Below are 25,445 nucleotides of genomic sequence, written 5' to 3'. Positions count from 1 at the left end.
TCATGGGATTAAGACAATTTCTAGATAAGATGGAGCCGCACTTTCATAAAGGTGGAAAGTATGAAAAGTGGTATGCGCTTTATGAAGCTGCAGACACTATCTTCTATACGCCTCCTAGTGTAACGGCGACTACTTCACATGTTCGTGATGGCATAGACCTCAAGCGCATGATGATCACGGTATGGTTATGTGCATTCCCCGCCATGTTTTTTGGTATGTGGAACATTGGTTTCCAAGCCAACACCTATATGGCTGAAACCGGCGCTGTAATGGGGAACGACTTACGATCTGTTGTTATCGCAATGCTAGCCGGCAATGATGCATCTTCAATTTGGGATAACATGATCTACGGTGCGACCTATTTTGTTCCGATATATTTCGTAGCATTTGTCGTAGGTGGATTTTGGGAAGTATTGTTCGCAATGGTTCGTGGGCACGAAGTTAACGAAGGTTTCTTTGTTACCTCAATCCTCTTTGCTCTGATTCTGCCGCCTGATATTCCATTATGGCAAGTTGCTTTGGGTATCTCGTTTGGTGTTGTTATTGGTAAAGAAGTGTTTGGTGGAACGGGTAAGAACTTCTTAAACCCAGCGCTAACAGGCCGCGCATTCTTATTCTTCGCATACCCATCAGAAATTTCTGGTGATGCTGTATGGACTGCAGTTGATGGCTTCAGTGGTGCAACAACATTAGGTGTTGCGGCTATTGGTGGTATGGACGCTGTTAAAGATCAGCTAACGTGGATGGATTCATTTTTAGGAACCGTACAAGGTTCTATCGGTGAAACGTCTGTCGTCGCTATTCTTATTGGTGGTGTTGTTCTACTGGCTACTAAGATTGCCTCTTGGCGAATAGTGTCTGGCGTAATGCTAGGTATGATTGCGACATCATTATTATTTAACACTATTGGTTCTGATACTAACCCAATGTTTGAAATGCCTTGGCACTGGCACTTAGTGGTAGGTGGTTTCTGCTTCGGTATGATCTTTATGGCAACAGACCCAGTCTCTGCATCGATGACGAATCAGGGTAAGTGGGCATTTGGTGCGCTGATCGGCATTATGGTTGTATTGATACGAGTAGTTAACCCTGCCTTCCCTGAAGGAATGATGTTAGCGATTCTGTTTGCAAACTTGTTTGCACCATTAATCGACCACGTCGTTACACAGGCCAACATTAAGCGGAGGTTAGCACGTGTCTAGTAATAAAGAGAGTACTCAGAAAACGATCATTGTTGCACTGCTGCTTTGTTTAGTTTGTTCTGTCGTTGTTGCAGCTTCGGTTGTTTTATTACGCCCGATACAAGAGAAAAATAAAGCGCTTAACTTGAAGCAAAATATACTTGCAGCCGCAGGTCTTCTCAAAGAGAACGCTACACCTGCAGATATTGAAACTACATTTGAGCGTATCACTGCCAAGTTGGTGGATTTAGATTCAGGTCAGTATGTTTTACCTGAGACTATAGGTGTTGCTTCAGCGATCGACTATGATCAAAAAAGCGCATCTAAAAATCCAAAGCTCTCTGACGTATTACCTGGAGAGCAAGATATCGCGAGCATTAAGCGCCGTGAAAAATATGCCAAGGTATATTTGGTTGAGCAGGATGGCGAAATAGAAACGATTATCGTACCTGTTCATGGCTATGGATTGTGGTCGACACTATACGGCTTTGTGGCATTGGAGAAAGATGCCAACACAGTCGCAGGTTTTGGTTTTTATCAGCACGGTGAAACGCCAGGACTAGGTGGAGAAGTTGATAATCCTAAGTGGAAAGCTCAGTGGCCTGGTAAAAAAATCTATGACTTTGATGTTAATAGCGAGCCAAAGATTGAGTTAATCAAAGGCAGTGTTGATGTTTCAAAGCCTGGTGCTGAATATAAAATCGATGGTCTTTCTGGTGCAACACTTACCAGTCGTGGTGTTACCAACTTAATACATTTTTGGTTGGGCGATCATGGTTTCCGTAAGTATCTAGACCGTGTAAGAGAGGGGGCTTAAAATGTCTGATATGACAATTAAAAAGGTTCTTCTGGACCCTATTGCCAATAACAACCCAATAGCCTTACAGATATTAGGTATCTGTTCTGCTCTAGCGGTAACAACAAGTCTACAGTTATCGATTGTTATGACTGTAGCAGTATGTTTGGTAACGGCATTCTCAAGTATGTCTGTATCGATGATACGTAACCATATTCCTTCAAGTATTCGTATTATCGTGCAGATGACGATCATAGCGACACTTGTAATCGTGGTTGACCAGCTACTTAGAGCGTTTGCTTATGAATTAAGTAAGCAATTATCGGTATTTGTTGGTCTTATTATTACCAACTGTATCGTAATGGGACGAGCTGAAGCCTTCGCCATGAAAAATGGTCCGGTAATGAGTTTTGTTGACGGTATTGGTAACGGTTTAGGTTACGGTGCAATGTTGATTGCTGTTGCTGTTGTTAGAGAGTTGTTAGGTTCTGGTTCTTTGTTCGGGATCGAAATCATGACAACGGTTAATAACGGTGGGTGGTATCAGCCAAATGGTATGTTGCTTCTTCCACCAAGTGCCTTCTTCATTATTGGTCTTATTATTTGGGGCTTACGTGCTTGGAAACCTGAGCAAAATGAAGCACCAGACTACAAGATCAAAGCACATGTTACTAAGGAGGCATTCTAATGTTTGAACATTATCTTAGCCTATTTATAAAAGCTGTTTTTGTTGAAAACATGGCGTTGGCATTCTTTCTGGGTATGTGTACCTTTTTGGCACTGTCTAAGAAAATTGATGCAGCCCTAGGTTTAGGTATCGCTGTTATCGTTGTGTTAGGTATTACCGTACCTATTAACAACCTTATTTATACATCTCTACTAAAAGACGGAGCGCTTGCTTGGGCGGGTTATCCTGAAGTTGATCTAAGCTTTTTGGGTCTACTCACTTATATTGGTGTTATTGCTGCATTGGTACAAATTCTTGAGATGGTTCTTGATAAGTACTTTCCGGACCTATACAACGCGTTGGGTGTATTCCTTCCGCTTATCACTGTAAATTGCGCGATCATGGGGGCTTCATTGTTCATGGTTGAGCGTGATTATACATTTGGTGAAAGTGCCGTTTATGGTCTCGGTGCAGGTGTTGGTTGGGCATTAGCGATCGTTGCACTAGCGGGTATCCGTGAAAAGCTTAAGTATAGTGATGTGCCAGATGGTCTTCGTGGTTTAGGTATTACCTTTATCACTGTGGGTCTTATGTCACTTGGTTTTATGTCATTTTCGGGAATTTCGCTATAACTAGCGGTAGTTCGAAACTGGTCTCACGAGAAAGAACAAGGTTAAAACATGAATGCAGAAATTATTTTAGGCGTGGTCATGTTTACCGTCATCGTACTATCACTGGTGGCGGTGATACTAGCAGCTAGAGCAAAGCTTGTTAGTACCGGGGATGTTACGATTGGCGTAAATGATAACCCAGAACATACGATCAAAACGCCCGCTGGCGGTAAGTTGTTACAGACACTCGCTTCAGAAGGGGTTTTTCTTGCCTCTGCTTGCGGTGGTGGTGGTACTTGCGCGCAGTGTAAGTGTAAAGTATTAAGCGGTGGTGGCTCTATGCTGCCAACAGAGCAGTCACATTTCACTAAGCGTGAAGAAGCTGAAGGATGGAGATTGTCCTGTCAGGTGGCTGTAAAAGAAGATATGGAAATTGAAGTAGAAGAAGAAGTTTTTGGTGTTAAGCAGTGGGAATGTACTGTTGCTTCAAACGAAAACGTAGCAACTTTCATTAAAGAGCTCGTGCTCACATTGCCTGAAGGCGAAAATGTAGATTTTCGTGCGGGGGGCTATGTACAACTAGAAGTACCTGCTCACGAAGTTGACTATAAAGACTTTGACATAGAAGAAGAGTACCGAGGTGATTGGGATAAATTTAACCTTTGGCAGTATAAGTCAGTGGTTAAAGAGCCTGTTATCCGTGCTTATTCTATGGCGAACTACCCAGAAGAGAAGGGTATTGTTAAGTTCAATATTCGTATCGCTTCACCGCCTCCGGGAACTAACTTCCCACCAGGCCAGATGTCATCTTATGTCTTCAATATGAAGCCAGGTGATAAGATCACTGTTTCAGGTCCATTTGGTGAGTTCTTTGCTAAGGATACCGAAAATGAAATGGTCTTCATTGGTGGGGGTGCCGGTATGGCGCCAATGCGATCACATATCTTTGATCAGCTTAAGCGTCTAGGATCTAAGCGTAAAATGTCTTTCTGGTATGGTGCGCGAAGCCTAAGAGAGATGTTCTACCAGGATGAATATGACATGCTGGCTAAAGAAAATGATAATTTCAATTGGCAGGTAGCGCTTTCTGACCCTCAGCCTGAGGATAATTGGGAAGGCTTAACTGGGTTTATCCATAACGTGCTGTACGAGAACTATCTAAAGGATCACCCAGCCCCAGAAGATTGTGAGTACTACATGTGTGGGCCGCCAATGATGAACGCTGCGGTTATCAAAATGCTTAAAGATTTAGGTGTTGAAGATGAAAATATACTATTGGATGATTTCGGAGGTTAACGAAGAGTCCATGTCTATATTTTCAATAAAGCCCGCCACGATGACAATGCTGAAAAGCATTGTCATTTTGGCGGGCTTATTTATTTCTGGTTGTGATTTAATCGCTGATTCTGATAGTAAAGAAAATAAGTCTGTTACTTCAGAACATATCTATGAGATATCTGGCCCAATAATGGGGAGCAGCTATCATATTAAAGTCGTATTGACCCCTGATGAAGGGGTGTTAGAAAATCTACGTGTAGGCGTAAGTGACTCGCTTATTCGTGTAGATAGACTCATGTCGACTTACAAACCTGATTCTGAAATATCGCGATTTAATTCTTCTCCACAGAACGAATGGTTTGCTGTTTCACCTGAAACGTTTGAAGTGATCGAATTAGGTCAGTTGATCAGCCAAAGAAGTGCTGGTAGCTATGATATGACGGTAGGGCCTTTGGTAAACAGTTGGGGGTTTGGGCCAACGGGCAAACCGGTTAAGATCCCTGACGAAGATCAGTTACAAAACGTGCTAACTCGCGTAGGCTTTACGCATTTAACACTAGACGCTGAAACTCGTTCTATATCGAAGAGCGCTGATATATACCTTGATCTTTCTTCGATAGCTAAAGGTTACGCAGTTGATGTAGTGGCTAATTTCTTAGAGTTGCAAGGCGTCAATAATTTCTTAGTCGAAGTAGGGGGTGAAATTCGTGCAAACGGCTTTAAACCAAACAAGGAGCCATGGAGGTTAGCAATTGAGTCACCTACCGCTGAAGAGCGGTCGATATATAAAGTGATTGAATTAACTAACGCAGGCTTGGCGACCTCCGGAGATTACCGGAACTATTACGAAGAAAACGGTGTCAGATATTCACATACGATTAACCCGTTAACCGGTATGCCCGTCCAGCATACGTTAACATCTGTGAGTGTCGTAAGACCGACCTCTGCAGAAGCAGATGCAATGGCTACCATGTTTATGGTTATGGGGCCTGAAAAGGGCTTTCAGTTTGCCGTCGACAACAACATTGCTGCGTATTTTATATTCAGGAGTGACTCTGGTTTTAAGAGTCAATCTACTCTACAGTTTGAACAGTATTTAGCTCAGTGAGGTGCTTAAAATGAATACATTTATGATTGTTTTTATATTTATGGGGTTCGTAATCCTAGCTATGTCTGTTGGCGTTTTGATGGGGCGTAAACCTATTTCGGGCTCTTGCGGCGGAATGGCAACATTGGGGATGGATGTTGCTTGTGACATTTGCAAGGGTGATAAAGATATTTGTGATGACGAACAAGAAAAAGTTAAAGCTAGAAAAGCAGTTAAAGACTTAAGTTACGATGCGACTAAAAGCTAAAGGCTTTTATTAAACTAGGCATATCAAGAATAATATTGGAGCGAAAAGGGTAATGGCTGAATATCATTATGACGTCGTGGTCATAGGGGCGGGACCTGCTGGGGAAGGTGCTGCAATGAATGCAGCGAAAAACGGCAAGCGAGTTGCTGTAATTGAAAATAAAGGAGCGGTTGGGGGAAACTGTACTCATCTAGGTACCATACCTTCAAAAGCGCTTAGACACGCGGTTAAGCAAATTATAACGTTTAACACTAATGCTATGTTCCGTGATATTGGCGAACCTCGTTGGTTTTCGTTTCCTCGTGTACTGAAGAATGCTGAGCGTGTCATTTCTAAGCAAGTTAAGCTTCGCACTCAGTTTTATGCTCGAAACCGTGTAGACCTTTACACTGGCACGGCGTACTTTGCTGACCCCCATAGAATAGAAATTAGAGGGTCTCAAACCTCTAGCGAAGTGCTAAATGCAAAAAACGTTGTAATAGCGACAGGTTCTAGGCCTTATTTACCTGCTGATATTAACTTCCGCCATACTCGAATTTATAACAGCGATACTATTCTTAAGTTAAGTCATACACCAAGAACGCTTGCTATCTATGGTGCAGGTGTCATCGGCTCAGAGTATGCTTCGATTTTTGCAGGTCTTGGAGTAAAAGTTGATCTTATTAACCCAGGTGATCGTCTTTTGTCATTTCTGGATGATGAAATTTCAGATGCACTGAGTTACCACTTGAGAAATAATGGCGTATTAGTCCGCCATAATGAAGAATATGAATCGGTTGAAGGTGACGAAAATAGCGTTGTTGTAACGTTAAAGTCTGGTAAAAAGTTAAGGGTAGATGCCTTTTTATGGTGTAACGGCCGAAGCGGAAATACTGATAACTTAGGACTTGAGAATGTAGGGCTTGAACCTAATTCTCGTGGCCAGTTAACCATCGATAAGCAATACCGTACTGAAGTAGAACATATTTATGCCGTAGGCGATGTTATTGGTTGGCCTGCGTTAGCAAGTGCCGCTTATGACCAAGGCCGTGCGGCTTCTTCAGAGTTAGTGGGGGATAGCTTTTATCGTTATGTTGATGATGTGCCGACCGGCATCTATACGATTCCTGAAATCAGTTCTGTAGGTAAAACAGAAAGAGAGCTAACAGACGAAAAAGTGCCTTATGAAGTAGGGCAGTCGTTCTTCAAAGATCTAGCGCGAGCACAGATTACTGGCGAACCTGTAGGCATGCTGAAAATCTTATTCCACCGTGATACTAAAGCGATTTTGGGTATTCACTGTTTCGGTGATCAGGCGGCTGAAATCGTTCACATCGGGCAAGCGATCATGGCTCAAGAAGGTGAAGCGAATTCGTTAGATTACTTCATTAACACCACGTTTAACTATCCGACGATGGCTGAAGCGTACCGTGTGGCAGCCTTGAATGGTTTAAATAGGATCTTTTGATTTAATCCTGACTAACGCCAATCACGCTTATATCTAAAGCGTGATTGGCTGTTCACTATTGTTAATCCTCTTTTTTCGGCTAGCTAGTTATCAATCCATTATTTTCGAAATAGATCATTGCGCTCGTAGGGAAGTCTGTAATGATACTATCTACCCCAAGCTCTCTTAGTTGAAGCATTTCATGTATGTTATTCACCGTCCAACATGAAAGGTGAATGCCTAATTTGTGTGTTTCTTTAGCTAAGTTTTCGCTGCATAAGGTGTAATTAAGACAAAGGTATTCGCAGCCAAGTGCCTTAGCCGTATTAATTGGCTTCGGAAAACGGTATTCGGCAACAAAACCAATTTTGATGCTTGGGTCTCTACGCCTTAGCTCTTTTAAAAACCAAGTGTTAGATGACGTGACAACGCAGGTAGCATTAAGTTTATTTGCTTGAATATACTCAACTAATCTATTGCACAGAATATTTAAGCGATCTTTAGAGCTCGTCTTGACTTCAAATTGCCAGTGCTCAACGTCTGGGCAGCTATTCACTACTTGCGTTAGGGTGGGGATATGACAGTGAGAGCTCCATGCGGCTGTATTCTTTCGAGCGTCAAGGTGTTCAATTTCGCTAAAGTTTGCGTCCTTAACTTTGGTGGCAACCCCTGTCGTTCTTTCTAATGTTTGGTCATGAATGACAATGAGTTGGCCGTCTTTAGTCAATTGTACATCAAGCTCAAATCGCCTTATTCCCTGTTTATAGGCGTGTATAAAACCTTCGAGAGTATTCTCAGGAGCCTCTCCTTTTGCTCCTCTATGACCGTATATCTTCACAGCGTTTAAATCCAATTGATACAGCGACTAACGAGTGGCAAATTCCTTTTGAGCATGGAATTTTGCCTCCATAAACTTTACATGAGGAACATAAATCAAATCAGAAATTTTACGTATGAGGTGTTCTTCATACTTATCAATTTTTCCATCTGCAAAAGCAACTTTCCACATAGAAAGTATGAGCTGATATTTCATTTCATCTTCGTAATTAGCGTTTACAAGTTCAGTAAATTGATAAAGAGAGGTTGATTGATCAGCCTCTTCTTTTGCCAGTTCGATTATCTCATCGACTTTATCATTATTGATACCAAACTCTTTGTTTGCTAATTCACGTATTACCTTAAGCTCCGCGTCATCGATCGATAGATCAACCTTCGACAATTCGATTAGTAACGCTATGCAGGTAAGTTCAACTTGCTTTTCATTTTCTTGCGGAGTGTGATTGGCGAGTTGAAGGTTGTCTTCGAAAAAGCGTTTGATCCTACTAATCATGCAGTGAAACCTTTTAACTTCTGTTCAAGTTTCACCTGGTCTTCAGCAAACTTACGAATCCCTTCCGCTAGCTTTTCCGTTGCCATAGGGTCAGCATTAAGCTCCCATCTAAATGACTTTTCATCTACGGGTAGGGCGGTTTTCTTACTGCCAGGGTTTGGAAATAGCTTGCGGGATAATTCGCCAGTGTCTTTAGACAGCGCTTCCATTAGTGCCGGACTAATTGTTAAACGGTCACAGCCCGCTAATTGCTCAATTTCACCGGTGTTTCTGAAACTTGCACCCATAACAACTGTGTCGTACCTGTTTTCTTTATAAAAATTATAAATTTCAGTCACTGATAATACACCAGGGTCTTCAGATGCGGGGTAATCTGTTATACCAGTGTCTTTCTTATACCAATCTAGTATTCGACCAACAAATGGTGAGATAAGGTAGGCTCCTGCTTCAGCTGCAGCAGCAGCTTGTGTGAAACTAAATAAAAGCGTTAAGTTGCAGTGAATGCCTTCTTTTTCAAGAATCTCTGCTGCTTTGATACCTTCCCATGTAGACGCAATTTTTATTAATACACGCTTAGGGTCGACATCTTGTTGTTCATAAAGGGAAATTAGCTTTCTGGCTTTATCGACGGTTGCTTGGGTATCAAATGATAATCGCGCATCAACTTCGGTCGAGACTTTACCAGGAACACAGTTTAAGATTTCTTTGCCTATCAAGACAGAAAGGTAATCTGTTGCATTATGGAGTGCTGTCGTTGAGTCACCACCTTGTTGTGATGCCCAGACGAGTGATTGCTCAATCAAAGGCTGATATTCAGGAATTTCAGCAGCATTGAGAAGAAGAGAAGGGTTGGTGGTTGCATCCTCTGGTTTCCATCGTTTAATGGCTTCTATATCACCAGTATCGGCTACAACCGTCGTTATTTTTCTTAGTTGTTCTAGCTTGTTCTCCATAACGCTTACTGCACCTTATTAAAACGAATAATAGTGTGTAAACAATACTGAACAGGGGCTTAGAGAACAAGCAAATTATCCTCAATAGTACTGTATTTTTCTAATTTTGACTGATTGTTTGTGCTTCTAGTGCTGCGGCTTGCTCTGACGTAACGATAGCGAGGGCATTTTTGAGGACATCAATAGTCGCACCGGGTTTATGTGCATTTTCGCTGATATATCGACGAAATTTACGGCCACCTGGCATGCTATGGAATATCCCCAAAATATGGCGTGTAATATGTCCAAGATAAGTGCCTTTTTTCATTTCTTCTTCAATATAAGGCAGCATTGCTTCGAGCACTTGTTGTCGAGTAAGCGAGCTTTCTGATTCACCATAAAGCGCTTGATCGACTTGATTAAGTAACCAAGGGTTTTGGTAGGCTTCTCGGCCCACCATAACACCGTCTAAGTGCTCAGTATGGCCGAGGCATTCATCAATGGTTTTTATACCGCCATTAACGATGATTTCTAGCGGCGGAAAATCTTTTTTAAGTTGGTAAGCTACGTCGTATTTAAGCGGAGGGATATCTCTATTCTCTTTTGGAGATAAGCCTTGAAGAATAGCTTTACGCGCATGAACGATAAATGTAGAACAGCCTGTTTCTGCAATTGTTTTGACAAAATGATGGAGTTCTTCATAGCTATCCTGATCGTCAATGCCAATACGGTGCTTAACCGTTACAGGGATTGATACCGTATTTTGCATAGCGTCAATGCACTCAGCGACTAATTCAGGATGCCCCATTAAACAGGCACCAATCATGTTGTTCTGAACGCGATCACTAGGGCAGCCAACGTTTAGATTAACTTCATCATACCCCAGGTCTTCAGCCATCTTAGCGCACACTGATAACTCATCAGGGTTACTCCCGCCAAGTTGAAGAGCAAGAGGGGATTCTTGCGTGTTGAATTGCAAATAACGATCTCTATCACCATGAATTAACGCACCTGTAGTGATCATTTCAGTGTAAAGAACCGCGTTTTTAGATATGAGGCGAGCGAAGTAGCGGTAGTGTCTATCAGTCCAGTCCAACATTGGTGCAACGCAAAATTTTCGATCAACTGCATTGCTGACTGTATCTGGGTTAGAGGTGTTCATATTCAATTAACTACCGCCTTTAAAACTGACCATTTTGAATCTTAATTAATGCCTCGGTGTTTACAAAAACGGTGCAACACTGGCAAGGGCTAGATGGTAGTGTGACATGACGATAATTACAACTAGAAGTAGTACTGAACACTCATGGTTCTAGTGTGTAATAAGACGATAAAAAAACCAATCTATGTAGGGGTGGACCTGCGTGTCCGCGTTTGTGAATAGATAATTAATCTTTAACTGATGCTGACTTTATTCGTTTTATGGGTGCTACAATATGAGTGTGTATGTGTAGGTAGATAATAGAATGACCTCAAAAAAAACCGATACTAGCAAGCTAGACAAAATTCTCGCTGAACAGAGAATCTACAACGCCCAGCGAGAAAAAGGCTATCGCGAACAAGCCTTAAAGTTATATCCGTGGATATGCGGACGTTGTACGCGTGAGTTCACTCGAGTGAATCTACGCGAGTTAACGGTGCATCACGTTGACCACAATCACGATAACAATCCAATAGACGGTAGTAACTGGGAGTTATTGTGTATCTATTGTCATGACCAAGAACATGAGAAATTTGTTAACTTTGTGCAGTACGGCAGTGGTTCAGATAGTGCCTCTTCACCTGCCACATTTAATCCTTTTGCGGATTTAAAAGAAAAAATGCGTAATAAAACTGATCAGTAACCCATTGATGATTTTTAGTGATGACTGTTTAGTCTAGCTCGCTCAGTTTATAAGATAAGGATATGCAGTAATGTCTGTCTCGCTGGCGCTTGTTCCTGTTTTTGGTCTTATCGTTCTAGGTTATTTACTAAGGCGGATGGGGTTTCCTGGTGACTCATTTTGGCCTCAGGCTGAAAAGTTCACCTACTTCTTATTGTTCCCTGCCATGTTGATATACAAACTCACCAATGCTGAGCGTGGCGGCGTTGAGTTAGGTGACATTACTATTATTGTTATCATGTTCCTGTTAACGGTATCGACGTTGTTAGTGGTTATGCAGCTAATACTTAAATGGCCTGGTGCTGTTTTTACTTCGATTTATCAGGGCGGTATTCGGTTTAACTCTTATGTAGGGCTAGCCGCGATTAGTGAGCTGTTTGGTGACGCTTATTTACCGTCAGCCGCGGTTGCGATGGCGATTATGATCCCTTTAATTAATCTGCTTTGCATATTAGCATTTTCAATATGGGGGGAGCGGGAAATAAAAGGGTTATCTGGGATCTTTAAAGCCGTTGCTACAAACCCTTTGATTGTTGCCTGTGTGGTGGGTATTACATTTAATATGTTAGGGGTAAGGTTTTATGCGGTTATTGATGGCATGATTAAACCGTTAAGCCAGTTGGCGCTTCCTATGGGGTTAATGGCAGTCGGTGCAGGGCTTAATTTAAAGGCGTTGCGGGGCGCGTCAACATCGTTTGCGGTTTCAAGTGTTATTAAACTATTGGTATTTCCGCTTGTCAGTTTAGCCATTTTGAGACTATTAGGGGCTGATGAGGTGACAAGTACAGTGGTTATTCTTCTTTCTTGTTTGCCTACGGCGTCATCATCTTACATTCTAGCTAGGCAGTTAGGGGGGGATGCAGACTTAATGGCAACAATCGTCAGTGGTCAAACGTTATTGGCGATTGCTACCATTCCGCTTATGGTTGTCTGGATTATTTAACTTCTTGTCGAGCTTAATTAAATAATCACTACTGTGAGCATTTAGTAAAGCTGTCTGCAATGGCTTTTATAAACTCGAAATAACCTGTTTCGGAATTATCAATATCGGTTGCCAGAGGGTCTGCTATGGTCAGAATTACGTCTGTGCCTTTAGTGATACTGTCGACATACGGTGCCTTAAAATTGGGCTCTTTAACTAAGCATATTTTCTTTTTCTGGCTGATTTCTCGTGTGAGTTGAGATAAGTGTTTAGCGCCAGGTCGAGCTTCTGGTGTTGGTGTTATTATGCCTGAAATTTCAAGTCCATAATGATCTGCAAAGTGAGTGAAGGCTTGATGAAAGGTGTAAGTTGCCACTTTGTTTTGAGTGTTTAATTGGTTTTTTATAGCTTGTTCGGTGCTTTTGAGGCGGCTTAAAAAGCGCTCCAGATTAAGCTTAAGTGGTGGCTGTGATTGCGGGTGCTGAAGTATAAGCTGTTCGTATATAGCTTCTGCAATTTGTTGCGTAAAGGCTGGGTCAAGCCAAATATGGGGGTCAAAGCTACCGCCATGTTCTGAAGAACTGTGGCCATGAGTGTCTGCTGCATGATGACCATGTCCATCATGATGGTCCTCTTCTGACTCTTCAGCGGGTCGTGTGTTCAGCTTAAGTGCCTTTGTGAGTGCGAGTTGTTTAACAGAAGATACTTTTAGCACTTTAACAAGAAATAGCTCTAGTTCTGGCCCAACCCATACAAATAAGTCTGCTTGATTTAAGCGCGTTCTCTGTGATGGCCTCAACTGGTAGTGATGAGGGTTGGCAGAGGGTGGGAGTAGTAAGTTGGATTGGCCTAAATCCCCTACGATTGCTGTGGTAATTAATTGGATAGGTTTTATAGAGCTCAGTACGTTAATGTCTTTTGTTGTGGAGGCGGTTGTAACCGTGGTGGTGTCAGCTTTCAACGTTCCAAATGTGGTCAGCGTAGCGAACACAATAGTCATTACAGTTGGAAGCAAGTTTGTATAACGGTTAATGCGTGGGTGTGAAGTCATTCAAATATCTTCTTATAAAAAGGTTTGAGAAAAGACGATGATAGAGACGAGGGGATTATATCATGGTGCTGATTTTAATCATAAGTAGCCCATTAATTGTGGTTATTTGATATAGTTTGATTCAATAAGGTGAGTAAATTTATCAAACTTTTTACGCGTTATTAGAGAGAGAATTGATGGCTATAAAGTATCAAATTGTGCCCGTGACAGCTTTTGAGCAAAATTGCACGGTATTGTGGTGTGATGTCACTAATAAAGCGGCTGTTGTTGACCCCGGAGGAAATTTAGAGCGTATTACAGCAGTCCTAAATAATGAAGGGCTAACCTTAGAGAAGATTTTACTCACTCATGCGCATATTGACCATGCGGGTGGGACTGCTGAACTAGCCAAAGCGTATTCAATCCCCATAGAAGGCCCCCATATAGACGATAAATTTTGGATTGATGCCTTGCCGCAGCAAAGTCAGATGTTTGGTTTTCCTTCTGTCGAAGTGTTTACGCCTAACCGCTGGTTAGAAGATGGTGATACGGTTACCGTCGGCGAGCAGACTTTAGATGTTGTTCATTGCCCAGGGCATACGCCAGGCCATGTTATTTTTCATAGTAAAGAAGCGGGGCTTGCGTCAGTAGGTGATGTTTTGTTTCACGGCGGTATTGGGCGTACAGACTTCCCCAAAGGCGATCATGCGACGTTGATTCGTTCGATCAAAGAAAAGTTATGGCCGTTAGGTAGTGACGTCTCATTTATTCCCGGTCACGGCCCGATGTCGACGTTTGGTGAAGAGCGAAGGAGTAATCCGTTTGTTGCCGATTAGTTTTTTCATCAAATTTAGGTTTAGGTAATCAGCCGTTTAACTAATTGATGTCTATATTATTGATTAGCGTATAATACGCTCCTTTTTTTAAGTCATTTGCAGAGAGATATTCATTTCATGACTGTTCGTACCCGCATTGCACCATCTCCAACGGGCGACCCTCACGTAGGGACCGCCTATATTGCACTGTTCAACATGTGTTTTGCTCGTCAACACGGCGGGCAATTCATTTTGCGTATCGAAGATACTGATCAGGTGCGTAGTACTGCTGAATCTGAGCAAGATATTCTTGGGGCGTTGCGTTGGTTAGGTTTGGATTGGGATGAAGGGCCTGACGTGGGTGGGCCAAAAGGACCTTACCGTCAAAGCGAACGTAAAGATGATTATAAAGCCTATGCCTTAGAGCTCGTCGAAAAAGGGCATGCTTTTTATTGTTTTAGAACACCAGAAGAGCTAGATAAAATTAGGGAAGAGCGAAAAGCTGCAGGACTAAACCCTGGCATAAAAGGCGATCTAGAGCTTTCTGATGATGAGGTAAACGCTAAGCTTGCAGCAGGCGTACCCCATGTTATTCGGATGAAAGTGCCTGATGAGGGGACTTGTGTAATCGAAGATATGCTACGTGGAACGATTGAAATAGACTGGTCGCAGGTAGATTGTCAAATCTTGCTAAAATCAGATGGAATGCCTACTTACCATTTGGCTAACGTGGTTGATGACCACCTAATGGAAATCACGCATGTTATTCGCGGTGAAGAGTGGATTAACTCAGCCCCTAAGCATCAGCTGCTATATCAGTATTTTGATTGGGATATGCCTGTGCTTTGCCACATGCCTTTATTGCGAAACCCAGATAAAAGTAAACTGAGTAAGCGCAAAAACCCAACCAGTATAAATTATTATGAGCGCATGGGCTTTATGCCTGAAGCGGTTGTAAATTATCTGGGCCGCATGGGGTGGTCAATGCCTGATGAAAGCGAAAAGTTTAGCTTAGAAGAAATGATTGAGAAGTTTGATATCTCTCGTGTATCGCTAGGCGGGCCAATTTTTGATGTTGAAAAGTTAAGTTGGTTAAACGGATTATGGATACGTGAAAACCTGTCTGATGAAGATTTTTCTAAGCGGTTACAGCAATGGGCATTTAATAGTGAACGAATGAAACCTCTTATTCCCCATGTAAAGGGGCGGGTCGATACGTTTAGTGATGTGGTGCCGCTAGCTGGGTTTATGTTCTCCGGTATGTTGGACTTAACGGTTGAAGATTTTAATCATAATAAGCTTGAAGAAGGGCAGGTTAAGAGAGTTTTACAGTTTGCACTGTGGAAGCTTGAAGCTCAGCGTCACTGGACAAAAGAGAACATTTTTGCTGATGTAAAAGCATTATCAAAGGCGATGGAATTAAAAATGGGTGAGTTTAACTTCCCTATATTTGTTGCAATCGCAGGAACGCCAAACTCTTGGTCTGTGATGGACTCTATGACGTTGTTAGGTCCCGACATGACAAGAGCACGATTACGTCATGCACTGAATTTACTGGGTGGCTTTTCTAAGAAAGAAACTAAGCGAGTAGAAAAAGAGTTTCAAGCGGTACTCGCTCAGATTGAAGCGTAACTGAAATAGATAGTAAAATGCTTGACTCGTCGGGGGTAACTCAATAATATACGCCCCCGATGACTGATTGGGGCCATAGCTCAGCTGGGAGAGCGCAACGCTGGCAGCGTTGAGGTCTGCGGTTCGATCCCGCATGGCTCCACCAAATCATCTTAAGTTCCGGGTCCCCATCGTCTAGAGGCCTAGGACACCGCCCTTTCACGGCGGTAACAGGGGTTCGACTCCCCTTGGGGACGCCAATTATTTTAAAAAACCTGAAGCACATTGTTTCAGGTTTTTTTTTGCCAAAAATAAATGGGTTTGCAAAGGGTTATGTTTAGATGGTTGTTGTGGGTCGGAGTGCATTCCGACACGGAGCTAATAACCCGCGCAACTCAGCTTGTCATAAAATTTGAAAAGTGCACACATTTAACGCTAAAAGGACAAGCAAGAGTACATAAAATCGCTTGCCCTTAAGTAGAGGTCTAAAAAACTTACTTCTTACGAGAAATAGAAGCAAAAGCGGTGGTAAAGGCCACTTCTTGAAAGCCTTTCAAGCCTGTGCTGGAAAATGCTACCGGTAAAGGACTGTAGCTCAAAAGCTCTTTGATCTCGGTGGCAGATAGTGTTTCTACTTCTAACCCTTCAATCAGCTGAATAGCCGCTTCCATTTTAAAGCCATTTGCGCTTCCGGCAAACTTTCCTTTTGTGGCTCGTTGACGAATAACCACTTTATCGACTTTGTAATCTTCCATTAACTTAGCAAATGCGAATTGGAATTCTGCTAATTGTTCGCTGCTGTAGACATCAATAAGGGTTAATCGACGAACTCGACAATCAGGAAGGTCAATTAAACCATCTGATAGGGACATTAGGCAGATAATTGCCTCATTTCCTTTTAACTCAACACCGCAGACTTTCATGATAAACACCACATAATAAAGAGACGAGCATTATAGCCTAAATAAAATCGAGAATGGAGGCTTATAAAACGTATAAAATTAACCTATTACAAGAGTTTTAGCGTTGGGCTATAGCGCCTTTACCAACACCTTCAAATGCTTTTACTTTAAATTGGCTTTTAGGGAATTTAGATTTTAAATTCTCTGCAATATGGGTTGCGATCCACTCAACGGTAGAGTCTGTGTCAATTAAATAGACCTGACGCGAAGGGAGTGTTAGTTGAAATGCCCCTTGAATTGAGGTGTACGCGAATGTTGTGTGAGCAATATCGTTAATAATAGGGTAATTTACAATATCTTCTTTAGAGCCTATGTATATATCTTCAAATGTGTTCGCCCATTGCTGCTCTAAGCTGGAGTCTTTTTCGCCGTCTTTGAAAATATTGATCGTTGATCGATGTCCGTGGGCAATACGCTGGCAATTACCTATATGTTTTTTAAGGCCGTGGCTGTAATGATAAAAGCAGCCTTCAATTATTTCTTCTCTAAGGGATACATTAATACCCGTCACATTAGAGGGGAGTTGCTGAAGTATTTTTTCGCAAAGGTAGGCAGATACATTGCCTTTATTGACCTCAATATCGGCTATTTGTGTAAGTGATTCAATAGGCGCTTTATGAATAATTTGTTCGCCACTATCGGCATTAAAAATGGCTTCAACTAAGGTGCCTTCGGTGGTGATTGATAAGTTGGGATGTGACGATGGTATCACCAGTTTGTGGTCTACTTCGTAATCAATGATGCTTTTAACTTTTTTCTTTACATCACCAAAATCAAATAACATTCCTTGTTCATCAAGTTCACCTTCAAGAATGACGTCAACAATCCAGCTTTCGCCTAATATCCCTCTTTGGGTATCTAAGTACGAAAAATCAATAACAGTCAGGTTGTCTACGAAGAGTTGATTCATGAAAAATTAGCCGGAGTTTCGAGTGGTGTGTGATGACCGGATTAGCAGGCGGTCTAAGTAAATGTAGATAAAAGTGCGGCTTATTGTAGCAGATAAATATCAACGCTAGAAAGAAGATCATTTTTCAGCCACAAAAAAGCACGGCGCTAGCCGTGCTTTTTTGTGGCTATCGATTAACGGCCATTAGTTTCGAACGTTAAAACATACCTGATAAGAATGCGATACCGGCACTAAATACACCAATGCTGGTCGCTAGCGCTATTACATACACTTTATTGGTGGCAGAACGTTGATTCTGTGTGTAGAGGTCAATAGTGCGTTGTGCGATGTCTTCAGCTGTCTCACGCGATATATCGTGAGCTTGCTGTATTGCTTCAGACTGCAGTGTTTGCCAGAATTCAGTGTCGATTGACTGTACTGACGTCATATGGTCTTTAAGTGCTTCCATTTGCTCTGCAGGCATGCCCTGAGTAGTTTGATTACTCAATATCTCAGCTTTGAGCTCTGCTAATTGGCTGCTTAAGAAAAGGCTAACTTCAGCTGCAATTTCTTCTTTAATGGCACTTGTTTTTTCATTGATTTGAGTGGCAAATGACTCAACAGTCGTATTTAGGCGTTCAGCTTGCTCTGCCTTTGATTCTTCAAGAATTCGTTTTAGGTGATCGTACTGTTCATCAAATAAGCTACTCAATAGTTCATGTAGGCGGTTATTAACGTTAGTTTTAACCGCTGAGCGTGCTACTTGCTCTATCATTTCTGTTGGAAGGGCAACTACATTGCTATTTAGCATGTCCTGGTCCTGCTGATCACTGTTATTTACATCTATTTCTTCGACCGTTAAGGCGTCTGCTTCTAACGGAATTTCAATCTGAGGTAAGTCACCGCGCTCTACGGCTTGGCCTAGTTCTTCTAAAAGAAGGCTGACGCCATCTGGTTGAGGTGGCTTAGTTAAAATATTATAAACGCCAAATTCCCTTGCTTCATCTGCAAACTCCTCTGATTTTTTAGAGGTGCACATAATAATAGGTATAGCGGAGGTATCCGGGTTACTTTTAATTGCTTTGGTTGCTTCTACGCCGTTCATCCCAGGCATTAGATGGTCCATAAAGATCACATCTGGATTGTCGTGGGAGCTCAGGTATTCTAATGCTTCTTCTGCGGAGCCTGCCATGCTGACATTGAGATCAATTTTCTCAAGTAATTTACTCAAGGCAAATCTTGCCACTTTTGAATCATCAACCAATAATGCACTTTTAATCGTCATTTCTAACCTCGGTTCTTAAACCACTCAAATCGCTTTAATTCATTGTAAGCTATTTGGCTATACTGTTTTAAGTAATGCTGTACCCGTTACCAGCCTTCCATGGGAGGGCATTGTGTTGCCCTATAGCTTTTCAAGCGATAACACACTCCCGGTTCAGTTGTTCTAGCTGTAAATATCTCACCTTCCGGCGTTGTTAATGTAGCCTTACCAAATGGTAGCCCAAATTTGAACGTACCTGTAATTTTACTTCCATTAGGGTTCATGAGTTCGCCTTTACCGTGGTATTGACCTTCCATGAATTGGCCTGCATATTTTTTGCCGTTTGTGTAAATTTCAACGCCTTTTCCGTGGAATTGACCTTTTGAAAACGAGCCTTCGTAATGCCTACCGTCAGGGTAGGTTAGAGAACCTTCGCCGTGAAATTGATTTTCGGAGAACCCACCTACGAATAATAGACCATCTTTTGTCGTTAATGAGCCTTGACCGTTTAATGAGCCGTTGACCCAGTATCCGTCATAGATATCACCGTTAGCCTTTGTGAGAGTCCCTTCACCATTAAACTCGCCATCCTTAAATATCCCGATAAAGGTATCACCTTCGCTGGTTATTAAAGTGCCATCACCTTGCATTACACCTTCAAACCACTGGCCTCGGTACTCTGTTCCATCAGGGTAGGTTATGCTGCCTATGCCATGAAATTTACCATTTACGAAAGCACCTTGGTATTGAATACCATCGTCCGAAAGGTAGCTCCCTTCGCCGGTTGTAATACCATTAATCCACTCGCCGTTTTTATAATTAACAGTGGTGTAGTGTTCAAGTTTTGCTTTTAGTGTTTGCTGTTTGCCGCGTAAAACGGATACATCTGCTTGCCAGCTTGAATATCCACTTTTAGCGACTTCTATTGCGTAGTTGCCCGGCTCAAGCTCAACCTCTAAGCGAGTTGGGCCGTAAGGCTTTCCGTTGATCAGCACCATATCGCCTTCAATATTTGATCGAATAATCAATTTGCCGGTCGTGGCAATTGGCTTGGGTTTAGGTTTCGGCTCAACTTTCACTACTTCTGGTTGTGGAGTAGGCGAGGTTGTTGGAATCGGTGCTGCTACGATAGGTGCAACTGCGATAACGGTTTCAGGTGTAGCGACAGCCGCTGATTCAGCGCTGTTTATGCCTTGAGTTGCTGTGGTTAACTCGGTTTCAGCTTTATTTAATGCTGTTGCTGTATCACGTTGAGTGTCGCTGGTATTTGATTCGTTTAATTGATTGTCAGCTTGCTCTGTGTTGTCAGCAAAAATTTGATCATCGCTAATGGGGGTTGTTTCAGCTTCAGGTTGAGGTGTTTTAGCTACCTGTTCTGAAGATGAAATGGCTGGGCTGTCATTGTTTATAGTGTCATGGTCAGTCGTTTTTTGCTGACTTGAATTGCTCGTTACTGCCGTTTTATTGTTGGGCTCTGAAACATTCGTGGTTGGAATGTTACTGCCTGAAAAAGGATTTTCACTACTAATATGAGCAAACCCTGCTGTTACTAAAAGCATTAGGAATAGAGCGTTTGCAAAAATAAGAGGCCTAACATCGACCATAGATACCGCACCTTAAATATTATTATGAATCAATAAAACTAACCTGGTTCAATGATGTTAGCGCTAAAAATAAGAGAATGTAACTGAATTAGAGGTTTCATAGTGTATTTGTAATATGTTTCACACTTTGTTCGCTACGTAGCGCACGGCATATGAGTAACATAGCTCACTTATTGAACGCTTAATGTTCTTTTTCGTTATTATTTTGTAATTCTTCCCAGGCTCTCATGTGTACATCTGCTTCGTATTCATAGGGAGACTTATACGGCGTAAGGACGAAATCGAAAATAGCAAAGATAAAGCCGACAGAAAACCACGCTATAAATAGTGTTTCTATTGTGTTCGCTTGAACCTGAGGGTTTGAGTTTACGAAGTTTTCTAAACTTGGCAGCAAACTAGAGACTGTAGCTACTGGATTAAATCGGTTGAGCACCAGAGGTAACCAAAAAGAAAGAAATATAGGGAAAAAACCAAACGACCATAAAAAACGACGTAATAAGTAAACCATCAGCGAACTAACAAAACGCTTACGTAGTTCAGGTACTTGCTTGATTTTCTCAAGGTACTTTTTTCGTTCTATCCAATACTGTTCGGGCGCGCCTAGGTGAGCGGTATGCTGGCCAACTTTTTCTGTTGGGGTATCTGATTGCAAAGCAGTACTGCCTGATGTAGTACCGTCTTTTTCGAGGGACTCATGTCGAAAACCTAGCATGCTTTGATTCCAAAATATTGTCGATTAACGGCGACGAAAGCTATTGTTTTATAACAAACTGAATAAAAACAACTTTATCATAAGCTTAATGGTAATCAATTAAAAGTAATCAAGAACTTTAAACAGTGAGACATGTAAACGTCTATGCCGTAAGATTGTTGTAATAGAACTAGGATCGATATAGCCTACACTTCAATCAATTTGATACCAGTCGGAGCAGTTAATGGCAGCGATTAAACGGGTTGCATTGGTAGCCCATGATAATAAAAAGAAGGTATTGCTCAATTGGGTTTTAAAAAATAAGGCTCGGCTATCCTCATGTGAGTTAATCACTACAGGGACTACGGGGTTGCTAATCAGTGATGCTTCTGGCTTGCCTGTGACGCGTGTTCATAGCGGCCCTTTGGGTGGCGATCAGCAGATAGGTGCTAGAATTTCAGAGCAGACGATTGATTTGTTAATTTTTTTCTGGGATCCACTTGAGCCGATGTCGCATGACCCTGACATTAAAGCGTTACTGCGAATTGCCACGCTATGGAATATTCCCATTGCATGTAATCAAAGCTCTGCTGACTTTATTGTTAGCTCACCCTTAATGGAGCATTACGAGCGATTAGTGCCCGACTTCTCTGTTTATGAAAAAAGACCTTTACCCAAAAGGTAGCTGACTGATGCGCAAGACGTTTTTATTACTGCTACTTTTAACTTATATGCAGCTCGGTTGTGCTACGTTTGTTGAACCAGTCCTTTTTGAGTCACCTGTTGCCTTAAAAGAAGGTCAGGCCGCTGTTTATTTATATAGAACTGATTTGTATGATTTAAAAGACGCATACCCATTCGTGTTTCTAAATGGCGAGAGTCAAGGAGCGCTAGAACACAAACATTATAAGTTGTGGATGCTTGATACTGGGCAGTATGAATGGATGATAAAAGCGGGTAGTGCCTGGGATGAACTAATGGCGGTTGATGACTGGGAAATACGCGAAAAGAAAATAACATTGGATGTTAGTGCCGGAAAGTATTACTTTTTAAGATTGAAGCCTAGTACTCAAGCACATGTCATGGGGTGGAGAGACGCTAAGTTAGAATTAGTTGCTGAAGATAACGCGATAAAAGGCATGGGCGGCAATGCGTTGTCTATCAATAATGAATAGTTGTGCCCAAGACACATCCTTTATTAAGCATTCTATCGAGATTACACGAAACTCACGAGGAAAATGATTTAAATGTCAGAAACAACATCATCGAACATGAGCTCACACCCTGCGTTTGAGCTATTGCGTACTCAAAAAATTGACTCACTAAAAGTCGAAATTGAAGAGTATATTCATTTAAAAACTGGCGCAAGACATTTACATTTAGCGGCTGATAACGATGAAAATGTGTTTCTAGTAGGTCTCAAAACTGTACCACAAGATAATAAGGGTGTTGCCCACATACTTGAGCATACAGCATTATGTGGTAGTGAGCGTTTTCCGGTTCGTGATCCCTTTTTTATGATGATAAGGCGTTCACTCAATACGTTTATGAATGCCTTTACGAGTAGCGACTGGACTGCATACCCGTTTGCTAGCAAAAACCGCAAAGACTTTGATAACTTATTATCGGTTTATCTTGATTCTGTATTCTTTTCGAGCTTAGACCGTTTAGATTTTGCGCAAGAAGGGCACCGTCTTGAGTTTGAGGAAACGAATAATGTCGAATCAAACTTAACCTATAAAGGTGTTGTTTATAACGAAATGAAAGGTGCGATGAGCTCGCCGATTAGTCAGTTATGGCAGACACTGACTAAGTATGTATTCCCAACAACAACCTATCATTATAATAGTGGTGGGGAGCCTGAGCATATTACTGACTTGTCGTATGATGAATTGATTGCGTTTTACCGAAAACATTACCATCCGAGTAATGCTGTGTTTTTGACATTTGGCAATATTCCTGCCTTTGAACATCATGAAAAATTTGAAGAATTAGTGTTAAATAAATTCGATAAACAGCATGAAGAAATTGTTGTAACTGACGAAAAACGTTACTTTTCTCCTGTTCGTATTCAGGAGAGTTACCCTGTTAATAGTGAAGATGAAACGCAGAAGAAAACACATATTGTCATGGGGTGGTTGTTAGGACATAGTTTTAACTTAGAGCAAAACCTAGAGGCCCATCTATTATCAAACGTCTTATTTGAAAACAGCGCCTCTCCCTTACAAAAAGCCTTAGAGACGACGTCTTTGGGTCATGCGCCTTCGCCACTGTGTGGCTTAGAAGACTCAAATCGAGAAATGACGTTTGTCTGTGGTGTTGAAGGGAGTGAGGTTGATAGTACTGAGGCCGTTGAAGTACTCGTTAATTCGGTGCTTGAGAAGGTCGCTGAAGAAGGTGTCGCAAAAGAACGACTTGAAGCGGTGTTGCATCAGTTAGAGCTTAGCCAACGTGAAATTTCTGGTGACCATTATCCTTATGGACTTCAATTAATTTTGGGTGCATTGTCGCCAATGCTTCACGGTGGAGATCCAGTCGAATTACTCGATCTTGAGCCCGTTATTGAAAACCTACGTAATAAAATTGAAGACCCTGATTACATTAAAGGCTTAGTGAAGCGTTTACTGCTTGAAAATCCACATCGTGTGACCTTGTCGTTAAAGCCTGATGCTTCGTATGAAGGGCAGCGTGAAAAAGCATTGCAGGCTGAATTGGCTAAGATTAAAGATCAGTTATCTAGTGAAGAAAAACAGCAGATTGTCGATCAGGCTAAAGCGCTTGCTGAAAGACAGTCTCAAAAGGATGACGAAACGATTTTACCAAAAGTAGGGATAGAAGATGTGCCGTTAGCACTGAGTATTCCAGAAAGCAAAACGTACGCATCTTCATCGAATATCGAGACTTATGGGCAGGGTACTAATGGCCTAGTGTATCACCAAGTTATTGTTGATCTTCCCGCGTTATCAGAAGACGAGATAAGCGTATTACCGATTTATACCAGTTGTTTAACAGAAATGGGGGCCGGTAACAGTAGTTATTTAGACATTCAGAATAAGCAGTCAGAAGTAACAGGGGGGATTGCAGCTTACTCCTCGATTAAAGGCTCAATAGACGATGAACAGAACGTGTCTGGGTATATTGTTTTCTCGGGTAAGGCATTGGCTCGAAACTCAGATGCGCTCGCCCTTCTAATGAAAGAAATTGTATTAGATGTTCGTTTTGATGAGTCTGAGCGACTTCATGAGTTAGTCTCTCAAATTAGAGCTAAAAAAGAACAGTCTATCACTAGTAACGGTCATGGTTTGGCTATGGGAGCCGCTACTAGCTTGATGAGCCCTATAGCGAAGCTCTCATTTAACTTAGGAGGGTTGCTTGGTATTAAGCATATCAAAGAACTGGATGATAGCTTATCGGACCCTAAAGCTCTTAAACGTCTTCAAGCGGCACTCAGCGACCTACATGAAAAGGTCTCTTCATCTAAGCGACGGTTTTTAGTGATTGCTGAGCCTGAGAAAGTAGATGAAGTTGCCCAATTTGCCTCAAATATATGGGATAGTGTTGAATCTGTAGATCATGAAGCCTTTTCACTTAAACCTGTTAGAGAGCAAGTTAAGCAAGGTTGGTTAACGGCCACACAAGTTAACTTTTGTGCAAAAGCATACCCGACTGTTGCAATAGAGCATGCAGATTCTGCGGCTTTAACCGTGTTGGGTGGTTTTTTACGTAATGGGTATTTACATCGAACCATTAGGGAGCAAGGAGGGGCTTATGGTGGTGGTGCGGGTCAGGACTCAGGTATTGCTGCGTTCAGGTTCTTTTCGTACCGTGATCCAAGATTAGAAGAAACATTGACAGACTTTGATCGTTCGTTAGAGTGGATGCAAACAGAAAACCATGAGGCGTCTGCACTAGAGGAGGCTGTTTTAGGAGTTGTCAGTCAGATTGATAAGCCTAAATCACCTGCAGGTGAGGCTAAGTCTGACTATCATAGCGAACTGTTTGGTCGAACTGCTGAGCAGCGAGTGCGATTTAGACAGCGTGTACTTGAGGTTACACTTGATGATCTAAAGCGAGTGACTAAGCGTTACTTTAGTCCTGAAAAGGCAAGTGTTGCAGTAGTGACGAGCCCGACAAATAGAGCACTAATAGAATCGCTCGGTTTAGATGTTCAAGAACTTTAATGCAGTGATCGTTATGA

25 protein-coding genes and 2 tRNA genes are annotated in these 25,445 nt (G+C 42.0%); 17 read left to right on the top strand and 10 right to left on the bottom strand.

Annotation, left to right across the window (positions count from 1 at the left end):
- Positions 1-2 precede the first annotated feature (2 nt).
- Genes NKI27_RS11710 through sthA form a run of 8 tightly spaced genes read left to right on the top strand, consistent with a single transcriptional unit; the run spans position 3 to position 7,335 of the window.
- Complete coding sequence (locus tag NKI27_RS11710) at positions 3-1,202, top strand: NADH:ubiquinone reductase (Na(+)-transporting) subunit B (RefSeq protein ID WP_265046232.1); 1,200 nt, start codon at positions 3-5, stop codon at positions 1,200-1,202.
- Positions 1,195-1,998, top strand: coding sequence for a Na(+)-translocating NADH-quinone reductase subunit C (locus tag NKI27_RS11705; protein ID WP_265046231.1), 804 nt, complete (start codon positions 1,195-1,197; stop codon positions 1,996-1,998). The genes NKI27_RS11710 and NKI27_RS11705 overlap by 8 nt, the downstream gene beginning before the upstream one ends.
- A 1-nt stretch (position 1,999) precedes the next feature.
- Entirely contained in the window at positions 2,000-2,665 is a 666-nt protein-coding gene (locus NKI27_RS11700) for an NADH:ubiquinone reductase (Na(+)-transporting) subunit D (protein WP_265046230.1), read from the top strand.
- On the top strand, positions 2,665-3,276 hold the full coding sequence (nqrE, locus tag NKI27_RS11695; RefSeq protein ID WP_265046229.1) for an NADH:ubiquinone reductase (Na(+)-transporting) subunit E: 612 nt from the start codon (positions 2,665-2,667) through the stop codon (positions 3,274-3,276). Before NKI27_RS11700 ends, nqrE begins: the two co-directional genes overlap by 1 nt.
- A gap of 48 nt (positions 3,277-3,324) precedes the next feature.
- A complete protein-coding gene (gene nqrF, locus NKI27_RS11690) occupies positions 3,325-4,551 on the top strand; it encodes an NADH:ubiquinone reductase (Na(+)-transporting) subunit F (protein ID WP_265046228.1) in 1,227 nt (408 codons plus the stop codon).
- Positions 4,517-5,641, top strand: coding sequence for an FAD:protein FMN transferase (locus NKI27_RS11685; protein WP_265046227.1), 1,125 nt, complete (start codon positions 4,517-4,519; stop codon positions 5,639-5,641). Before nqrF ends, NKI27_RS11685 begins: the two co-directional genes overlap by 35 nt.
- A gap of 10 nt (positions 5,642-5,651) precedes the next feature.
- Positions 5,652-5,888: a (Na+)-NQR maturation NqrM gene (gene nqrM, locus NKI27_RS11680; protein ID WP_265046226.1), complete on the top strand. Its 237-nt coding sequence runs from the start codon at positions 5,652-5,654 to the stop codon at positions 5,886-5,888.
- A gap of 52 nt (positions 5,889-5,940) precedes the next feature.
- A complete protein-coding gene (gene sthA, locus NKI27_RS11675; protein WP_265046225.1) occupies positions 5,941-7,335 on the top strand; it encodes a Si-specific NAD(P)(+) transhydrogenase in 1,395 nt (464 codons plus the stop codon).
- Positions 7,336-7,414: 79 nt separating this feature from the next.
- Here sthA and NKI27_RS11670 read toward each other — a convergent pair whose 3' ends face one another.
- From NKI27_RS11670 to dusA, 4 genes are all read right to left on the bottom strand, one after another.
- A complete protein-coding gene (locus NKI27_RS11670) occupies positions 7,415-8,152 on the bottom strand; it encodes a glycerophosphodiester phosphodiesterase (RefSeq protein WP_265046224.1) in 738 nt (245 codons plus the stop codon).
- 27 nt (positions 8,153-8,179) lie between these two features.
- Positions 8,180-8,644: a tellurite resistance TerB family protein gene (locus tag NKI27_RS11665; RefSeq protein ID WP_265046223.1), complete on the bottom strand. Its 465-nt coding sequence runs from the start codon at positions 8,642-8,644 to the stop codon at positions 8,180-8,182.
- Complete coding sequence (tal, locus tag NKI27_RS11660) at positions 8,641-9,597, bottom strand: transaldolase (protein WP_265046222.1); 957 nt, start codon at positions 9,595-9,597, stop codon at positions 8,641-8,643. The genes NKI27_RS11665 and tal overlap by 4 nt, the downstream gene beginning before the upstream one ends.
- A 100-nt stretch (positions 9,598-9,697) precedes the next feature.
- Complete coding sequence (gene dusA, locus NKI27_RS11655) at positions 9,698-10,738, bottom strand: tRNA dihydrouridine(20/20a) synthase DusA (RefSeq protein WP_265049510.1); 1,041 nt, start codon at positions 10,736-10,738, stop codon at positions 9,698-9,700.
- Positions 10,739-11,042: 304 nt separating this feature from the next.
- Here dusA and NKI27_RS11650 point away from each other — a divergent pair, with 304 nt between their 5' ends.
- Together NKI27_RS11650 and NKI27_RS11645 are read left to right on the top strand one after the other, a co-directional pair.
- Positions 11,043-11,420, top strand: coding sequence for a YajD family HNH nuclease (locus tag NKI27_RS11650; RefSeq protein ID WP_265046221.1), 378 nt, complete (start codon positions 11,043-11,045; stop codon positions 11,418-11,420).
- A gap of 70 nt (positions 11,421-11,490) precedes the next feature.
- The gene (locus NKI27_RS11645; RefSeq protein ID WP_265046220.1) at positions 11,491-12,402 is read left to right on the top strand and encodes an AEC family transporter; all 912 of its coding nucleotides are present in this window, start codon (positions 11,491-11,493) and stop codon (positions 12,400-12,402) included.
- 28 nt (positions 12,403-12,430) lie between these two features.
- Here the strand turns inward: NKI27_RS11645 and NKI27_RS11640 are convergent, their stop codons facing one another.
- Complete coding sequence (locus NKI27_RS11640) at positions 12,431-13,432, bottom strand: zinc ABC transporter substrate-binding protein (protein WP_265046219.1); 1,002 nt, start codon at positions 13,430-13,432, stop codon at positions 12,431-12,433.
- Positions 13,433-13,614: 182 nt separating this feature from the next.
- On the opposite strand from NKI27_RS11640, the gene NKI27_RS11635 reads away from it, so the two are divergent.
- The 4 genes from NKI27_RS11635 (at position 13,615) to NKI27_RS11620 (ending at position 16,097) form a co-directional block, all read left to right on the top strand.
- Entirely contained in the window at positions 13,615-14,247 is a 633-nt protein-coding gene (locus NKI27_RS11635) for an MBL fold metallo-hydrolase (RefSeq protein WP_265049509.1), read from the top strand.
- Positions 14,248-14,364: 117 nt separating this feature from the next.
- Complete coding sequence (gene gltX, locus NKI27_RS11630) at positions 14,365-15,858, top strand: glutamate--tRNA ligase (RefSeq protein ID WP_265046218.1); 1,494 nt, start codon at positions 14,365-14,367, stop codon at positions 15,856-15,858.
- Positions 15,859-15,927: 69 nt separating this feature from the next.
- Positions 15,928-16,003, top strand: a tRNA-Ala gene (locus NKI27_RS11625).
- An 18-nt stretch (positions 16,004-16,021) separates the two neighbouring features.
- Positions 16,022-16,097, top strand: a tRNA-Glu gene (locus NKI27_RS11620).
- 234 nt (positions 16,098-16,331) lie between these two features.
- Here the strand turns inward: NKI27_RS11620 and NKI27_RS11615 are convergent.
- From NKI27_RS11615 to NKI27_RS11595, 5 genes are all read right to left on the bottom strand, one after another.
- The gene (locus tag NKI27_RS11615) at positions 16,332-16,760 is read right to left on the bottom strand and encodes a DUF3010 family protein (protein ID WP_265046217.1); all 429 of its coding nucleotides are present in this window, start codon (positions 16,758-16,760) and stop codon (positions 16,332-16,334) included.
- Between the two features lie 97 nt (positions 16,761-16,857).
- Positions 16,858-17,709: a 6-pyruvoyl trahydropterin synthase family protein gene (locus tag NKI27_RS11610; protein WP_265046216.1), complete on the bottom strand. Its 852-nt coding sequence runs from the start codon at positions 17,707-17,709 to the stop codon at positions 16,858-16,860.
- A 196-nt stretch (positions 17,710-17,905) separates the two neighbouring features.
- The gene (locus NKI27_RS11605; RefSeq protein WP_265046215.1) at positions 17,906-18,973 is read right to left on the bottom strand and encodes a response regulator; all 1,068 of its coding nucleotides are present in this window, start codon (positions 18,971-18,973) and stop codon (positions 17,906-17,908) included.
- Positions 18,974-19,059: 86 nt separating this feature from the next.
- Complete coding sequence (locus tag NKI27_RS11600) at positions 19,060-20,556, bottom strand: PEGA domain-containing protein (protein ID WP_265046214.1); 1,497 nt, start codon at positions 20,554-20,556, stop codon at positions 19,060-19,062.
- A 181-nt stretch (positions 20,557-20,737) separates the two neighbouring features.
- Positions 20,738-21,268, bottom strand: coding sequence for a hypothetical protein (locus NKI27_RS11595; protein ID WP_265046213.1), 531 nt, complete (start codon positions 21,266-21,268; stop codon positions 20,738-20,740).
- 223 nt (positions 21,269-21,491) lie between these two features.
- Here NKI27_RS11595 and NKI27_RS11590 point away from each other — a divergent pair, with 223 nt between their 5' ends.
- The 3 genes from NKI27_RS11590 (at position 21,492) to NKI27_RS11580 (ending at position 25,428) form a co-directional block, all read left to right on the top strand.
- A complete protein-coding gene (locus NKI27_RS11590) occupies positions 21,492-21,932 on the top strand; it encodes a methylglyoxal synthase (protein ID WP_265046212.1) in 441 nt (146 codons plus the stop codon).
- Between the two features lie 7 nt (positions 21,933-21,939).
- Complete coding sequence (locus tag NKI27_RS11585; RefSeq protein WP_265046211.1) at positions 21,940-22,422, top strand: DUF2846 domain-containing protein; 483 nt, start codon at positions 21,940-21,942, stop codon at positions 22,420-22,422.
- Positions 22,423-22,494: 72 nt separating this feature from the next.
- On the top strand, positions 22,495-25,428 hold the full coding sequence (locus NKI27_RS11580; RefSeq protein ID WP_265046210.1) for an insulinase family protein: 2,934 nt from the start codon (positions 22,495-22,497) through the stop codon (positions 25,426-25,428).
- The last annotated feature ends 17 nt before the right edge of the window (positions 25,429-25,445 follow it).

The sequence above is a fragment of the Alkalimarinus alittae genome (genome assembly GCF_026016465.1).
In the GTDB taxonomy this organism is placed as follows: domain Bacteria; phylum Pseudomonadota; class Gammaproteobacteria; order Pseudomonadales; family Oleiphilaceae; genus Alkalimarinus; species Alkalimarinus alittae.
The sequence above is the reverse complement of the archived record's forward strand: the minus strand, read 5'-3'. Positions and strand labels throughout refer to the sequence as shown.

Coding starts and splice junctions, on each gene's coding strand:
- sthA (WP_265046225.1), top strand. CDS start 5,941: ATGGCTGAATATCATTATGACGTCGTGGTCATAGGGGCGGGACCTGCT.
- NKI27_RS11685 (WP_265046227.1), top strand. CDS start 4,517: ATGAAAATATACTATTGGATGATTTCGGAGGTTAACGAAGAGTCCATG.
- NKI27_RS11610 (WP_265046216.1), bottom strand. CDS start 17,709: ATGAATCAACTCTTCGTAGACAACCTGACTGTTATTGATTTTTCGTAC.
- NKI27_RS11640 (WP_265046219.1), bottom strand. CDS start 13,432: ATGACTTCACACCCACGCATTAACCGTTATACAAACTTGCTTCCAACT.
- gltX (WP_265046218.1), top strand. CDS start 14,365: ATGACTGTTCGTACCCGCATTGCACCATCTCCAACGGGCGACCCTCAC.
- NKI27_RS11615 (WP_265046217.1), bottom strand. CDS start 16,760: ATGAAAGTCTGCGGTGTTGAGTTAAAAGGAAATGAGGCAATTATCTGC.
- NKI27_RS11700 (WP_265046230.1), top strand. CDS start 2,000: ATGTCTGATATGACAATTAAAAAGGTTCTTCTGGACCCTATTGCCAAT.
- NKI27_RS11585 (WP_265046211.1), top strand. CDS start 21,940: ATGCGCAAGACGTTTTTATTACTGCTACTTTTAACTTATATGCAGCTC.
- NKI27_RS11580 (WP_265046210.1), top strand. CDS start 22,495: ATGTCAGAAACAACATCATCGAACATGAGCTCACACCCTGCGTTTGAG.
- NKI27_RS11590 (WP_265046212.1), top strand. CDS start 21,492: ATGGCAGCGATTAAACGGGTTGCATTGGTAGCCCATGATAATAAAAAG.
- dusA (WP_265049510.1), bottom strand. CDS start 10,738: ATGAACACCTCTAACCCAGATACAGTCAGCAATGCAGTTGATCGAAAA.
- NKI27_RS11605 (WP_265046215.1), bottom strand. CDS start 18,973: ATGACGATTAAAAGTGCATTATTGGTTGATGATTCAAAAGTGGCAAGA.
- nqrE (WP_265046229.1), top strand. CDS start 2,665: ATGTTTGAACATTATCTTAGCCTATTTATAAAAGCTGTTTTTGTTGAA.
- nqrF (WP_265046228.1), top strand. CDS start 3,325: ATGAATGCAGAAATTATTTTAGGCGTGGTCATGTTTACCGTCATCGTA.
- NKI27_RS11710 (WP_265046232.1), top strand. CDS start 3: ATGGGATTAAGACAATTTCTAGATAAGATGGAGCCGCACTTTCATAAA.
- NKI27_RS11645 (WP_265046220.1), top strand. CDS start 11,491: ATGTCTGTCTCGCTGGCGCTTGTTCCTGTTTTTGGTCTTATCGTTCTA.
- tal (WP_265046222.1), bottom strand. CDS start 9,597: ATGGAGAACAAGCTAGAACAACTAAGAAAAATAACGACGGTTGTAGCC.
- nqrM (WP_265046226.1), top strand. CDS start 5,652: ATGAATACATTTATGATTGTTTTTATATTTATGGGGTTCGTAATCCTA.
- NKI27_RS11665 (WP_265046223.1), bottom strand. CDS start 8,644: ATGATTAGTAGGATCAAACGCTTTTTCGAAGACAACCTTCAACTCGCC.
- NKI27_RS11595 (WP_265046213.1), bottom strand. CDS start 21,268: ATGCTAGGTTTTCGACATGAGTCCCTCGAAAAAGACGGTACTACATCA.
- NKI27_RS11650 (WP_265046221.1), top strand. CDS start 11,043: ATGACCTCAAAAAAAACCGATACTAGCAAGCTAGACAAAATTCTCGCT.
- NKI27_RS11600 (WP_265046214.1), bottom strand. CDS start 20,556: ATGGTCGATGTTAGGCCTCTTATTTTTGCAAACGCTCTATTCCTAATG.